Origin of the sequence: Neobacillus drentensis NBRC 102427, from assembly GCF_001591445.1 — a bacterium.
In the GTDB taxonomy this organism is placed as follows: Bacteria; Bacillota; Bacilli; order Bacillales; family Cytobacillaceae; genus Neobacillus; species Neobacillus drentensis.
Genome location: NZ_BCUX01000017.1, coordinates 37,920 through 52,303, shown reverse-complemented (window position 1 = coordinate 52,303; position 14,384 = coordinate 37,920). Strand labels below are relative to the sequence as shown.

The window sequence follows — 14,384 nt, the reverse complement described above, 5'->3', positions numbered from 1 at the left end:
TTGGAGGGGAAGCAGTGAAAATTGTGTACGATTATACATTCGCATTGCCAAGGAACGTTGTTTGGAAGTATATAAAGGATGAAAATGTATTGAGGAGTTCTCTTCCCGGGTGTAAGTCATTTATTGAAACCTCTAAGGATGTTTACCAAGCACAATTAGCGGTAAATATGGGTCCCATCCAAGATCTATTTTCCCTTGAGATTCGACTTAATGAAATGAAGTCATCCTCCTTAATTCAGTTACAAGCAAAAGGGACAGGGAATATCGGAGAAATCGTCGGAATAGCAGACCTGTTTATTAAAGACCTCCAAGGGACGACCAAACTAAATTGTCAGGCGGAAGCACAGGTTACAGGGGCACTTGCTTTGGCAGGACAGCGTGTATTAGAGGGCGGAGCAAATAAAGGTTTGGAGTCATTTTTTCAAATAGTAGAGAAGGAAATAAAAAGAAAACTTTATATGCATCGAAGGGGCAGGTGACTAAGGAACGCTAGTCACTTGTCTTTTTTTATTTTAAAATTAAAATCTCGCCAAATAGGTGAAAAAATTGAAGATATGGTTTATAATCATTTAGTCATTCAAAAATTATATAATTTGCATCGTGCGATAGAGGTTCTAGCCCCCCTCATTAAAAAAACTAAGATGAAGCAGTACTTCTATCTTGGGGTACTGTTTTTTCTATTTGAAAGGATGTATTAGATTTAAATGTTAAAAAATGAAAAGGCAATTGTCGTATTTAGTGGTGGACAAGACAGCACCACTTGTTTATTTTGGGCGTTAAAACAATTTAAAGAAGTAGAAGCTGTTACGTTTGATTACAATCAACGGCATAGTTTAGAAATTGAATGTGCCAAAAATATAGCCAATGAACTTGGTGTGAAACACCATATTTTAGATATGTCCTTATTAAATCAACTTGCACCGAATGCCTTAACACGTTCAGATATTGCGGTCACGGACGGCGGTGAAGGGGAACTCCCGTCGACATTTGTGCCAGGTCGGAACTTGTTATTCCTAACCTTTGCAGGTGTGTTAGCACGTCAGACCGGTGCCAAGCATTTAGTGACCGGTGTTTGTGAAACCGATTTTAGCGGCTACCCGGATTGCCGTGATATTTTTATCAAATCCCTAAATGTCTCCTTGAATTTATCCATGGATGATAATTTTGTTATTCATACACCATTAATGTGGATCAACAAAGCCCAAACTTGGGCTATGGCGGATGAATTAGGCGCATTGAATTTTGTTCGTGAAAAAACGTTAACCTGCTACAATGGTGTGATTGCAGACGGATGCGGCGAATGCCCAGCTTGTTTATTAAGAAAACGAGGGCTCGATGACTTCCTAAATGGGAGGTTTTAGCGATGGGTTTTCGAATCGTTGATAAACTTCAGAAAATAAATGAAGATATTCATCCGCACCAATTAAAATATCATACCAAACGTGTACTCGTGAGCAAAGAATTTACGTTCGATGCTTCACACCACTTGCATTGCTATGAAGGGAAATGCAAGAATTTGCACGGCCATACGTACCGAGTTATTTTTGGATTAAGCGGCTTTGTCGATGAACGCGGCTTAATGATTGACTTTAGCGATATAAAAGAAATATGGAAAAACGATATCGAAATATTCCTTGATCACCAATACTTGAATGAAACCCTTCCTTTCATGAATACCACAGCGGAAAACATGGTGGTTTGGATTTACGAGAAAATGAAGGATGCATTAGCAACAGAAGAACGTAAGCATCAGTATGATGGAGCAAGAGTGGAATTTGTCCGTCTTTTTGAAACCCCAACCAGCTACGCAGAAGCAAGAAGGGAGTGGATGGAGGAATGAGTAAGATTCCTGTATTAGAAATATTTGGCCCAACCATTCAGGGAGAAGGCATGGTCATTGGGCAGAAAACAATGTTTGTTCGAACCGCAGGCTGTGATTATTCGTGCAGCTGGTGTGATTCGGCCTTTACATGGGATGGCAGTGCCAAAGATGATATTCAGTTAATGACAGCAGAAGAAATTTGGGGTGAATTAAAGCGAGTCGGCGGCGATAATTTTTCTTTTGTAACCATCTCAGGGGGAAATCCGGCACTGCTGAAAAATTTAGATGAATTTATTGATTTATTAAAGAAAAAAGAAATGAAAATTGGTATCGAAACACAGGGCAGCAGGTGGCAGGACTGGTTCTTAAACATTGATGAATTGACCATTTCACCAAAACCGCCAAGTTCCCATATGGTTACTAATTTTGAAATCTTAGATTCTATTTTTCAAAATTTAAACGACAATGAGTTTAAACATCAAGTCAGTCTAAAAGTAGTCATCTTCGATGAGGCCGATCTTGGGTATGCGAAGATGGTCCATAACCGCTATGCAGATATCCCTTTTTATCTCCAGGTTGGGAACGATGATATCACCAATTTCAATAATAATGAATTGATTCAGAAACTACTTTTGAAATATGAGTGGTTAGTCAATTGTGTGGTTGCGGATCAGCAATTGAATGATGTGAAAGTTTTGCCGCAGTTACATGCGCTGCTTTGGGGAAATAAGCGCGGCGTGTAGGTGACTCTCGGGGAATAAGGGTTCCTAGTTTTATTTGCAGAAGGTAGCAAAATTCCTAATTCGATAGGTTAATGAACTACTCCTAATCTTTGTTGGGAGTAGTTTATTTGTGTCCGCTTTATTTGACGAAGTCAGGACTTCTTTTAACATCAACTTCATATAATGGCATGATTAACTTTGTCCAGAGGTGATTATTTTGGAGACTTTTGATTTGTCATTAGCTGTTCTCTTGAAAATTATTTTAATCAATATTGTCTTAAGTGGCGATAATGCCGTGGTCATAGCTATGGCATCAAGGAATGTCCCCAAGAAGCAACAAAAGAAAGCGATCTTTTGGGGAACATTTGGAGCCATTCTATTACGGTTAATCTTTGCATTGGCCATCATTTATCTATTAAACATACCTTTCGTCACTTTTATTGGCGGACTACTTCTCGTGTATATTGCGATAAAACTATTAATTGGTGAGGAAGAAGGACATCTTAGGGAAGGGGGTTCAAGTCTAGTTTCCGCGGTGAAAACGATCATTATTGCTGATGCAGTCATGTCCCTTGATAATGTACTAGCCATTGCCGGTGCCGTTGAAGGAAATTTAGCCGGTATTATGATCGGGGTTATTGTTAGTATTCCTATCGTTGTTTTTGGGAGTCAGATCATATTAAAAGCTATGGAAAGGTATCCGGCTATCTCTTATGCAGGTGCAGGAATTCTAGCTTGGACTGCAGGTGAAATGATTATCGGAGAACCAAAATTTGATCCGGTCCTCTCAAATGATTTACATTTGTTGGTGCCTTCAACTATCACAGTTCTTGTGATTGGCTTCGGATATTTAATTTCTAAGAAAAAACTTATATAGAGTGAATTTAAATTTTCATTAAGTATTTCGATATTGGGCAAAATAAAGATAAATGAGTCAGAAGGGTGTTTCAAAGTGATGATGAATAAGTTAAGAAAACTGCCTGCCTTATTGATCTTAGATGTGCAAAAAGGGTTTGATGATCCCTATTGGGGGAAACGGAATAACCCACAGGCGGAAAAAAATATGGCTCGTCTTTTAGCAGAATGGCGGAAGAGAAAGGGAAATGTACTTTTCTCCCAACACCTATCCGTTCAACCAGGCTCGCCTCTTCACTATAAAAATAAGTTTGGTACTGAGTTTAAAGAAATCATCAAGCCTCGTGGGGATGAAGTCGTTTTTCCTAAAAACGTAAATAGTGCCTTTATTGGGACAGGACTAGAAATGTATTTAAAGGAAAAGAAGATTAAATCTGTTCTCATTACTGGGTTGTCCACACAGCACTGTGTTTCAACTACGACCCGGATGAGCGGAAATTTAGGCTATCAAACCTATTTGGTATCGGATGCTATCGCTGCCTTTGAAATCACTGATCACAAAGGAGTTCACCATACTGCCGAAGAAATACACGAACATGAATTAGCGATGCTTCACAATGAATTTGCCACGATAATGACAACCATGGAAGTGTTAAACCAATTACATACCTCTTAAAATTAATAACGCAGGTGAGTTCCTGCGCTCATTTCATTCATCTAACTTGAAAAATTTCAGCACTCTGTGATAGGGGCATTTGGACAACGACGTATCATCGTCGCGCAGAAAATATTGTCTCCATTCAAAATTATCATCCGATCCATAGCTGTTTAAATCTAGGTGAATGGGAGCTGAATCGTAGTTTTTCAACCGGTTTCTTACTGCCTTTTTAATACCCATTGCAAATTTTGGAGATCTGTTAAATTCCTGAAGCACCCATCTTGGCGTGATCGCGAGCATCATCACATCAAAATGCCTGCTCTTTCGATTTTTATGGGCAGGTGTAGCGCAATACATAAAATATTTCTCTCCATTATAACAAAACTCCCAGACAGGATTATGGGGGTCCGTCGGCATATCCTCAGGCCAATCCAATGAATCTATTGTACGTAGCCCACTGAGATGCTTCCAAAATAATTGTTCATAATCTTCCACAGTATACAACGCCTTCACATCTTCAGGGGTTTCATAAAAAACAATCAGTGATGTGTATTGGCCGCTCTCCTTTGAAACCTGCGAATAACTACTTAATGATTCAGCAAGTTCATAAATCGTAGATTGTTCTCTAGGATCTCCGATAAAGCTATACCGCAGCTGATTTTGGGAGAACCCGATGGTCGCAGGAATACAGGGAAATGGTTTTTCTTTATCACTCATTTTAACTGAGAATTTCTCCAGTGCAATTTTTTCCCAATCTTTTAGATGATTTCTGCCTAGGGGATCATCCCTATAAAGATTTTTCACTCTACACACCTCCCTTGTTACTGCAGTATATTCAGCCGTATAAGAGAGGGGAGATGTCCATATTCAAATGGGCATAGGCCAGGGGAGACGGACATTACGATAATTCATGCTTAATATTAATGAATTAAATAGGAATGAATTAGAAATATTATTAATAAGAGTTGACAAATGTTCTAATTGTAATTATTATGATTACAGGTAATCAAAAAAGTTACAGCTTATATTCATAGGAGGTTTTTCAAAATGAAAATTGCGATTATTGGAGCAAGTGGTAAAGCAGGAAGTCTTATTTTGAAAGAAGCAGTTAGTCGTGGACATGAAGTAACGGCTATCGTAAGAGATGCTTCAAAACTTGAAGATAAAAACGTTGCGGTTATTGAGAAAACAATATTTGACATTACATCTGATGATGTGAAAAAGTTTGATGTAGTGGTTAATGCCTTCGGTGCACCACTTGGTGAAGAGCAAGCACACGTTGATGCTGGTCATGCTTTAATTGAGGCACTAAAAGGAACAAATACAAGAGCGATAATTGTAGGTGGAGCTGGAAGCCTTTATGTAGACGAAAGCAAAACCGTTCAGGTAATCGATACACCTGATTTTCCAGATTTCGTGAAACCGACAGCAAAAGGCCAAGGAAGAAACTTGAAGGAATTGCAGGAAACAACTGGCATCACATGGACATTTATTAGTCCATCTGCTGTATTTGATGCTGAAGGAAAGAGAACGGGACATTATCAAGCAGGAAAAGATAACCTACTTGTTAATTCAAAGGGTGAAAGTTATATCAGCTATGCAGACTATGCTATTGCTGTATTGGATGAAATTGAAAATCCACAACATATAAATGAACGTTTCACAGTTGTCGGTGAAGCAGAATAAGTATCGTAAAAGAAAAAAATTTATAATGCCATTAGTGTTAACGCTAATGGCATTTTGCTATCTAGGTATAGGATCGATTTAATATCTAGTGAATTTTTAATATATAGAATCTAAAGAGGTGTAATTATGAATGAAACTTATGAGAAACGTATAGAAAAAGCAAAATGGGTGATCCAAAATGCTGAAGATATATTAATAGGCGGCGGAGCGGGATTGTCAGCTGCTGCTGGTATAGAGTATGGAGGAAAACGATTCACAGAGAATTTTGCCCCATTTATTAAAAGGTACGGTTTAACCGACATGTACACTTCTGGTTTTTATCCATTCCCGACACAAGAGGCGAGATGGGCTTACTGGGCAAAACATATCCTTGTCAATCGGTATGAACCTAGTGGGACTCAACTTTATAAGGATATTTTTCAAATGGTAAAGGATAAAAATTATTTTGTGATCACAACCAATGTTGATAGCCAATTTGAGAAGTCTGGTTTTGTAACGGACAAAGTATTTGAAGTCCAGGGGAATTATGGTTACTTGCAATGTGCAAAAGGCTGCCATAACACGGTGTATAACAATGAAACGCTAGTTAAGGAAATGGTTGATAAAACAGAGGATTGTAAAATCCCATCAGAACTTGTTCCGAAATGCCCTATTTGTGGAGGAAATATGGACCCGCATTTAAGGATCAATCAACACTTTGTTCAAGATGAGGAGTGGGATGAATTGAATGAATCTTACAATCATTTCTTACATGAATCCACAGGAAAGAAAATGATTTATTTAGAGTTGGGTGTAGGATTTAATACTCCTGGAATCATTCGTTACCCATTTGAACAAATGACTTTCAACAATGAAAATGCAACATTAATTCGTTTTAACATGGAACATCCTGAGGGCGCTAAGGAAAACAGAGAAAAAACGATTGCATTTACAGAAAACATGTACGATGTTGTAACTAGCATTATGAAATGAGGGAGTGATTAGAATGCCTCAATTATTATTAAGTGACTATTCGTCTTTAATTAAATTAAATGAAAAATTTGTGCCACATACAGTTTTGCAAACCGATACGAATCGAATCGTTGACGAATTAATCATCATGTTATTGCAAGAGCCTGATGCTCCAAATGATGTAGAAATCCCTAATGATCATCACGCTAAACGTAATTTGTTAAGGGCATTATTAAACATTAGGGCGCCAAAACCGTTAGATGAGCGATTTCTTGAAAAGTTGGATACTTTATTACAAATCGAGTTTAAGGAAAAAAGTATAGTTAAAGTAGCGAAACTCGATTCACTAGCAACCATGTATCCCGATAGTCCTTTTTCTCATTTAGATAAATTGATCTTGTGGCAAGGTGATATAACCCAATTAAACGCTGATGCCATCGTAAACGCAGCAAATAATCAAATGTTAGGTTGTTTTCAGCCTTTACATGCTTGTATTGATAATGCCATTCATTCAGCTGCTGGTCCACAGCTAAGGAATGATTGTGAAATCATTATGTCTGCACAAAATGAATTAGAGGATACTGGAAAAGCAAAAATAACAAGAGCATATAATCTGCCTTCCCATTATGTTTTGCATACAGTTGGACCTATTGTTCCAAAAGGAACGACATTAACAAACCAACAAAGAAATGAACTAGCTTCTTGTTATATATCTTGCCTAGAAGTGGCAAATGAAATGAAGAATATTAAATCCATTGCTTTTTGTGCAATATCAACTGGTGTATTTGGATTTCCAAAAACAGAAGCAGCCTATATTGCAGTCACTACCGTTAATGACTGGCTAGCAAGTCATCCAAACCATTTCGAAAAAATAATATTTAATGTTTTCAGTGATAGTGACCGAAATGAATATATAAATGTTTTTACATCTATTTACTAAATGACAAAAAATTGTTTAATAGATGGGGCTTATTGAACTTTTCTTAAGCCCTTCCCATTATGAATCTCGCGAATACCTTCCTCACAAACCCCGTAAGAACGCCAAGAACAAGTTTCACAAATAACTTGAATATCGGAAGGGATGACATGTTTTCGGATACGGGATTCAATATCCTCCCATTTAAGAATTTGTCCGATTTTAAGATTCATTTTGTCTAAAATAACGGCATCTCTTTCATAGATATGGTTGTCTTGGCAATGGTATTCACCTGAATTAGGGAACTTTTCACACAACTGATCTGGTCCCTTGACAAGTAGAATCAACGTTTTTGGGTTGTTTCTCAAGGTTTGATGCAAAAGCGTCATATTTTCGACGTATTCTTGGGAATAGCCCATTCCCCGATAGCCTAGAAGGCAAAAAAGATGATGACCTCGCAATTTATACATAATGCTCCCCCCAGTTTGTTTACTCCTTTTGATTTTAAAAGTAAACTATAATAATAATTTGGTTAACATCTATATGGATTATCATACCATAAAAATCCCCAAGGTTTTCTAGGGCTTTTGAACTACCAAATTTTACAGCTATCTTCCATTTAGCAGACATGATATATTTCTCTTGTAAGTTCTTAACGGAAACTTACGCGTAAGCTTTTATTACAGAGAAGTACTCAAGAGGCTGAAGAGGCGCCCCTGCTAAGGGTGTAGGTCGGGTAACCGGCGCGAGGGTTCAAATCCCTTCTTCTCTGCCATTATATTATGGGGATGTCTTGGTATCGACAGGGATAGTTTGAGCTTATATGGCGAGTCGAGGGATTCGTCCTCGTAAAAACGATAAAGCCTATAACTGGCAAACAAAACAACAACTTCGCTTTCGCTGCTTAATAACAGACGATAGCGGTTCCTCCCTCCATCGTCCATGTGGTAGGGTAAGGGACTCAAATGAAGTGGACTACGCCGAATTCCACCGTCTGAGGATGAAGGAAGAGACAAACCAGACTAGCTGCTTCAACGCCTGTCAGTAGGCTAAAGAAGTAAGTGAAATCAATTCTACTGACTACACTCGTAGAAGTATAAGTGCCAATATCTTTGCACACGGGTTCAACTCCCGTCATTTCCACTAAAACCAAAAAAACATCTTGAAATAGATTCATCATCAAGTGAGAATTTTTTCCGCAGTAGCTAAGTGGTAGAGCGATCGGCTGTTAACCGGATCGGTCGTAGGTTCGAGTCCTACCTGCGGAGTTATAGTCCAACAAGGACACTAGGAAACGGGTCAGGGCGGGAACGCAGCAGCCCTAACAAGTGAAATTGTGTGGGCTATTACATAGGACGAAACAATACGCCAAACATACCATAAAGTCACATCCAATAATCGGATGTGACTTTATTCTTGTTAGTCACCTTGTTTTTATTAGGCTGTTTTCGTAACTTTGCTGTTTTTGCTGTTTCTAATGGACAAAACTCATGCTCCATTAGTGATTATTGTTCAATAGGGAGCTTCTAATGGACAAAACTCATGATCCTTTAGCGATTATTGTTCAATAGGGAGCTTCTAATGGACAATTTTCTTACTCCTTTAGTAAGATTTGTCTATTAGTGAATTTCTTAAACTCGTCTTATTTTTTAAAGACATGCTGCCCAATGACCATTGTTGTTGTTCTTGTATCGAGCCAACGACTGGTAGCAATGTCAGGATTATAGAAAAATAAAGCTCCCGGTGCCAGGTTGCGTTGTTCAGTTAATGCGGCTCTCACAGCCTTAATAGATTCCTTATCGGCTGGCTTATTGATTTCCCCGTTTTGAACAGGTTGAAATTGCCCTCGGGCATAAATCACCTCTCTTAACGTTTTAGGGAATTTTTTACTTTCAATTCTATTAAGCACCACACATGCCACCGCAATCTTTCCTTCAAAAGGTTCCGTCTCAGCCTCAGCTCGAACTAACCGAGAAAGCAGATCAATTTCAGTGTCTGTGATCCTTATTTTTACATTTTTGGATTTACTAGTAGTATTAGAAGGTTTTGTAGTAGCATCGTTCTCACGGACAGAAACCCGATTAAGTCCATCATGATGCGAATGGATAGCTTCTAAATCTTGTTTATATTCCTTTAAACTCTCCGAAAGTGGGTACCCTTGTTTAATCGGATAGGCAAAAGCGGGGGAAGCGAATAAAAATGAAGCCAGTAATAGAAAAACGGAAATTAGTTTTTTCATGATTCTAGTCCTCCTAGTTCGTTACCTTGTTTAAATCTATTACTATGAATGGAAAAAATAGATTAGTATTACAGTTAAGTTGATTAGTTTTACAGTTTGGTTACATAGAGTATAGAGACGTTTTTTCAAAAAGTAGAAACGGAAAAAACTGTAAGCTTTTTCTCTCATCGTAATGATCACCTACTCGGCCAAAAGACCTGTTACGACAAATGGTATCCATAAATGGGACTTTTTGATTAATTACGGTGAAAGATGCGGATTTTTGGAAGAATAAGCAGGATTTTTGAAATATAAAATGGAATATATTATATACAAATTCAGTGGATCATAGAAGTTATTTGTCGGATTACGAGAAAACTGCTCTATTATAAAGTAATGAGTAGAACACCTCAGGCTGTTTTTTCATCTTGCAAATAGCTGCAGTTAGAAATTGGTCAAGCTATTTTAATCATCCATTCTATCAATTATGAAAGAAGGTATACGTTATGATTGAAAATTTCTTTGCTGACTATAAAAACTACATTGTTGTACCGGAAGATGATAAGCATGTGGATGAAGTATATGATCCAAAAAATTATGCTGCCTATTATATCCTCACTTTGTCCATCTTTGACTCCCGTTTAACGACCTGGAAAGATGCAAGTAAATTTGAAATCGATGTTGAAAAAAGTATCAAAACAGTCTTTAGGGATTTCAATCAAAAGCAGCGTGAGAAGTATCATCTTCAATTACTAGAATTTGATCGGTTTAAAAACTATTTTATCGTGGCTCTTTCTGCTAAAACAAAATTTAATCCAGGGGAAGAAAATGAGCGTATATCGTATGTAATTGATAGAATACTAACGAATCCTTTTTATGTTGGGCAAGGTTGGTTTAATTTTATTGGTGAAAAAGGAAAAGTTGCCCGTAAACTCTTTTGCTGCTCCTATAAGGAATATGTAGTCGAGGAATTAAATCATTCAAAAAGGGAACAAAAATATGAAAACATCAGCGAATTAATTCCTAAAAATGGAGAGATCAAGCTGATCAAAGGCTCTTTGAAAAGGGAAATTCGCTAAAGACATAGCCGATTTAATGAATATTAAAGCATATTGGAAGGAGACCACGGAAACGTGGACTCCTTCTTTTTTTCAATGATGAAAATAATCTGTAATAAACTCTCAGAATCTAATAAATATTTAGTTATTTACAAGATTTAAATAAATGTATATAATCCTATATAAATACTTGGAATTGATAGGACGTGCAGATATGAGTATAGGGATTACATTGATGGGCTTATTTGTAGGTTTTTTGGTAGGCTTGACTGGAGTGGGAGGTGCAGCACTGCTAACCCCTGTATTAATTCTCATCGGGGTGAATCCTTCCATTGCTGTTGGTACAGACCTTGTCTATAACTCCATTACGAAATTCTTCGGACTTTTTCAACATTGGAGACAAAAAACAGTCAATTATCAGATGGTGAAGTTATTAGCGTTAGGAAGTATTCCGAGTGCGGTGGTTGCGATTGGTTCCCTCCATTATTTTGAAGCTTCTTACCATAATCAAGAACAAATTATTAGGCATTCCCTTGGATACATCTTGATATTTGTTTCCCTCGCGATTATTATCAGAACGTTTGTGGAAAAGAAATTAAGACCGAATCGTTGGCAATTAAAGCCTTTGAAAGAAAAGAAGCTGCTTACGATTTTTATTGGCTGCCTTTTTGGATTTATCGTCGGGCTCACATCCTTAGGGTCAGGTTCATTGTTCGCTGTGGCAATGATTTATCTGTACCAAATGAAGACATCAGAGATGGTTGGAACGGATATTACTCATGCGTTTCTTTTGGTAACCGTGGCAGGATTGCTCCACATTTCTTATGGGAATGTGAACTATATGCTAGTTGGTAATTTACTTTTGGGTTCCATTCCAGGCGTATTGGTCGGCAGCAGCATTTCTGCTAAGGTCCCGACTAGACCGCTGCGAACGATTGTTGCTGTATTGATCTTTGTAAGTGGACTCAAGCTAATTTAGGATTTTTGGTGATAAACCTAAAATGTTATTTTAAGAGAGAAAGTCAGCATCATTAGTGATGTTGGCTTTTTCTGCGTACCATTGGGACGGAGAATTTATTCATTTCCCTCACAAACGGAAGATACTTTACGAATGTATATAAAGTTAAGCAGGGAGAGTCATACTTCCTTTTTTTTGATTTGAATCAACTTTGAGTAAACAAGCATGGGAGAGAAGAGGAATGACAGAAGAAACATATAAATCTCGCGAGGAACGAAAACAAGCGGAAAAAACAAGACAGAATCAACAAAAAAGTAAAAGCTCGCCTAAAAAAGGGTCTTTCATAAAAAAAGTGATCATCGTCTGTTTGGTCCTTGGCCTTGTTACAACAGGAGCAGGAGCAATCACGTTCGCCTCCATGATTAAGGATGTCCCCAATTTAGATTCTTCTAAACTGGCAGATCCGCTTTCAACGAAGTTTTATGATAAAAACGGAAGCTTCCTCTATGAATACGGGAAGGAAAAGCGGACAAAAATTTCCTATAAACAAGTTCCAAGAGTATTGGAAAATGCGTTTATTGCAACGGAAGATTCCCGTTTTTATGAACATGAGGGCATTGACATAAAAAGGACGGCAAAAGCGATATTCGTAAACGTAACCGAAGATTTTGGATCACAGGGCGGCAGTACCATTACACAGCAAGTGATCAAAAACTCATTTTTAACTCCTGAGAAAACAATTAAACGAAAAGTGCAAGAATGGAAATTAGCGTATCAGCTGGAACAAGAGTATTCCAAACATGAGATATTAATGATGTATTTGAACAAAATCTACCTCGGCAACCGCTCTTACGGGGTGGCGGCCGCAGCGAAGAATTACTATGGACTTGAAGAAAATGAGTTGAAAAAGATGACACTTGCCCAGGCAGCCATGTTAGCGGGACTGCCCCAGAGTCCGAATAATTATGACCCCTCCAAACCAGAAAACAAAGAAGAGGCGACCAAACGCAGAAATATTGTCTTAACTTTGATGAATAGACACGGGTATATTTCAGAAAAACAAATGAAGGAAGCAGCAAAGGTTCCAGTTACAGAGGGAATTGTGCCGAAAAAGAATCAACAAAGTATGCCATATGAAGCATTTTTGGATGCAGCTGTGAAAGAGGTTAAGGGAAAACTCAAGGGTGTAGACATCAGCAAAGATGGATTATCTATCTATACAACCTTGGACCCGAAAGCACAGGATTATGCGGACAAAATGCTGGGAACCAATGAAATCATTGCCTATCCTGATTCTGGGTTTCAGGGGGCTTTCGTTTTCTTGGATACAAAAACAGGAGAAGTAAGGGCGATAGGAAGTGGGCGGAACGATTTTAAAGCCGATTTCATGGGGAACAACTTTGCCATCGATATGAAACGTCAACCGGGCAGCTCCTTTAAGCCGATTTTTGATTATGGTCCTGCAATTGAACAGTTAAAATGGTCGACAGCCCATTTAATTAATGATCAGAAGACCACATATTCAACTGGTCAATCGATTTCCAACTGGGACCGTCAAAATCATGGCATGATGACGATACGAAATGCCTTGCAATACTCTTACAATGTTCCTGCTCTTCTCACAATGAGAGCGGTGGGAATGGAGAAGGCAAAAACCTTTGCCGAAAATATCGGGATTACTTTCCATAACCATCAGGTGTATGAATCATACGCGATCGGAAGCAATACCGTTAATCCTTTACAAATGGCTGGAGCTTACAGCGCTTTTGGAAATGGCGGGGTCTTCAACAAACCACATTTCGTCCAGAAAGTGGTGTTAGCTAATGGTAAAGTTGTAGGTTTTGCGGAGAAACCGAAACGTGTGATGAAGGATTACACGGCCTATATGGTAACCGATATGTTACGCACCGTCGTCGATGCCGGGACTGGAAAAAATGCAAACGTACCAGGACTAGATGTGGCCGGGAAAACAGGCACAACCAATTTTGATCAAAAAACCATCGCTCAATTTGGATACCCATCCAATGCAACAAATGATAGCTGGTTCGCTGGCTATACACCACAATACTCGATGGCGGTCTGGACTGGTTATGAGCAAAACGGTCAAGGGAATTACATGGTTGGTGATACAACGAAAATTGCTCAATACATGTTTAAATCGATGATGCAAACCTTTGGAACTGACTCCTCAAGTTTCAAGCAGCCTAATAGTGTCTACAGAGTGAGAAATGAACTTTATATAAAAGGCGTTGGATCTGCGGAAGTGCCGATTATTCCTAAATATAACAACGAAAAAAAATCTCCAAAAATAGAGAAAAACAAAGGTAAGGAGAAAAAGCATTTTCAGAAAGAGAAGGGAAAGAACAAAGGAAAGGCAAAAGGAAAAGGAAAAGGAAAAGGAAAAGGGAAAAAGAAGGATCATTGAGAAACTGGAAGTACCTCATTGAAAAAAGTAGAAAATACGATAAATAAATTCCCGGGAGAGGTCATTCTTTTAATAAGAATGCCTCTCTTTTTCATTCAAGTGAGGTCTGATGCCC

General features: G+C 38.3%; 15 protein-coding genes, 2 tRNA genes and 2 other RNA genes. 16 read left to right on the top strand and 3 right to left on the bottom strand.

What is annotated here, in order from left to right:
* Positions 1–14 precede the first annotated feature (14 nt).
* The 6 genes from BDR01S_RS10145 (at position 15) to BDR01S_RS10115 (ending at position 4,075) form a co-directional block, all read left to right on the top strand.
* A complete protein-coding gene (locus BDR01S_RS10145; protein WP_066253840.1) occupies positions 15–479 on the top strand; it encodes an SRPBCC family protein in 465 nt (154 codons plus the stop codon).
* Between the two features lie 225 nt (positions 480–704).
* Entirely contained in the window at positions 705–1,361 is a 657-nt protein-coding gene (queC, locus tag BDR01S_RS10135; protein WP_066253845.1) for a 7-cyano-7-deazaguanine synthase QueC, read from the top strand.
* Between the two features lie 2 nt (positions 1,362–1,363).
* The gene (queD, locus tag BDR01S_RS10130) at positions 1,364–1,840 is read left to right on the top strand and encodes a 6-carboxytetrahydropterin synthase QueD (RefSeq protein WP_066253848.1); all 477 of its coding nucleotides are present in this window, start codon (positions 1,364–1,366) and stop codon (positions 1,838–1,840) included.
* Entirely contained in the window at positions 1,837–2,565 is a 729-nt protein-coding gene (queE, locus tag BDR01S_RS10125) for a 7-carboxy-7-deazaguanine synthase QueE (protein ID WP_066253850.1), read from the top strand. The genes queD and queE overlap by 4 nt, the downstream gene beginning before the upstream one ends.
* Before the next feature lie 211 nt (positions 2,566–2,776).
* A complete protein-coding gene (locus BDR01S_RS10120; protein WP_235846539.1) occupies positions 2,777–3,421 on the top strand; it encodes a TerC family protein in 645 nt (214 codons plus the stop codon).
* An 81-nt stretch (positions 3,422–3,502) separates the two neighbouring features.
* Positions 3,503–4,075: a cysteine hydrolase family protein gene (locus BDR01S_RS10115; RefSeq protein WP_066259952.1), complete on the top strand. Its 573-nt coding sequence runs from the start codon at positions 3,503–3,505 to the stop codon at positions 4,073–4,075.
* A 33-nt stretch (positions 4,076–4,108) separates the two neighbouring features.
* On the opposite strand, the gene BDR01S_RS10110 is transcribed toward BDR01S_RS10115, so the two are convergent.
* Positions 4,109–4,861, bottom strand: coding sequence for a YqcI/YcgG family protein (locus BDR01S_RS10110; protein WP_066253856.1), 753 nt, complete (start codon positions 4,859–4,861; stop codon positions 4,109–4,111).
* A gap of 243 nt (positions 4,862–5,104) precedes the next feature.
* Between BDR01S_RS10110 and BDR01S_RS10105 the strand changes: the two genes are divergently transcribed.
* The 3 genes from BDR01S_RS10105 (at position 5,105) to BDR01S_RS10095 (ending at position 7,634) form a co-directional block, all read left to right on the top strand.
* A complete protein-coding gene (locus tag BDR01S_RS10105; protein WP_066253859.1) occupies positions 5,105–5,743 on the top strand; it encodes an NAD(P)-dependent oxidoreductase in 639 nt (212 codons plus the stop codon).
* Positions 5,744–5,869: 126 nt separating this feature from the next.
* A complete protein-coding gene (locus tag BDR01S_RS10100; protein WP_066253861.1) occupies positions 5,870–6,715 on the top strand; it encodes a Sir2 family NAD-dependent protein deacetylase in 846 nt (281 codons plus the stop codon).
* A gap of 13 nt (positions 6,716–6,728) precedes the next feature.
* Positions 6,729–7,634, top strand: coding sequence for a protein-ADP-ribose hydrolase (locus BDR01S_RS10095; RefSeq protein ID WP_082797379.1), 906 nt, complete (start codon positions 6,729–6,731; stop codon positions 7,632–7,634).
* Between the two features lie 29 nt (positions 7,635–7,663).
* On the opposite strand, the gene BDR01S_RS10090 is transcribed toward BDR01S_RS10095, so the two are convergent.
* Positions 7,664–8,080: a DUF1284 domain-containing protein gene (locus BDR01S_RS10090; RefSeq protein ID WP_066253864.1), complete on the bottom strand. Its 417-nt coding sequence runs from the start codon at positions 8,078–8,080 to the stop codon at positions 7,664–7,666.
* Between the two features lie 214 nt (positions 8,081–8,294).
* Here BDR01S_RS10090 and BDR01S_RS10085 point away from each other — a divergent pair.
* The 4 genes from BDR01S_RS10085 to ffs all read left to right on the top strand — a co-directional run bounded on the left by BDR01S_RS10085 (position 8,295) and on the right by ffs (position 8,963).
* Positions 8,295–8,385 (top strand) — tRNA-Ser (locus BDR01S_RS10085).
* A 9-nt stretch (positions 8,386–8,394) separates the two neighbouring features.
* Positions 8,395–8,756: a transfer-messenger RNA gene (gene ssrA, locus BDR01S_RS10080) on the top strand.
* Positions 8,757–8,805: 49 nt separating this feature from the next.
* A tRNA-Asn gene (locus tag BDR01S_RS10075) sits at positions 8,806–8,878 on the top strand.
* An RNA gene (ffs, locus tag BDR01S_RS10070) (signal recognition particle sRNA small type) lies at positions 8,878–8,963 on the top strand. The genes BDR01S_RS10075 and ffs overlap by 1 nt, the downstream gene beginning before the upstream one ends.
* Positions 8,964–9,252: 289 nt before the next feature.
* On the opposite strand, the gene BDR01S_RS10065 is transcribed toward ffs, so the two are convergent.
* On the bottom strand, positions 9,253–9,849 hold the full coding sequence (locus BDR01S_RS10065) for a cell wall hydrolase (protein ID WP_066253866.1): 597 nt from the start codon (positions 9,847–9,849) through the stop codon (positions 9,253–9,255).
* Between the two features lie 485 nt (positions 9,850–10,334).
* Between BDR01S_RS10065 and BDR01S_RS10060 the strand changes: the two genes are divergently transcribed.
* The 3 genes from BDR01S_RS10060 to BDR01S_RS10050 all read left to right on the top strand — a co-directional run bounded on the left by BDR01S_RS10060 (position 10,335) and on the right by BDR01S_RS10050 (position 14,269).
* A complete protein-coding gene (locus tag BDR01S_RS10060) occupies positions 10,335–10,907 on the top strand; it encodes a hypothetical protein (RefSeq protein WP_066253869.1) in 573 nt (190 codons plus the stop codon).
* Positions 10,908–11,100: 193 nt separating this feature from the next.
* Positions 11,101–11,865, top strand: a complete 765-nt coding sequence (locus BDR01S_RS10055) for a sulfite exporter TauE/SafE family protein (RefSeq protein WP_066253872.1) — start codon at positions 11,101–11,103, stop codon at positions 11,863–11,865.
* 220 nt (positions 11,866–12,085) lie between these two features.
* On the top strand, positions 12,086–14,269 hold the full coding sequence (locus BDR01S_RS10050) for a transglycosylase domain-containing protein (RefSeq protein WP_066253875.1): 2,184 nt from the start codon (positions 12,086–12,088) through the stop codon (positions 14,267–14,269).
* Positions 14,270–14,384 lie beyond the last annotated feature (115 nt).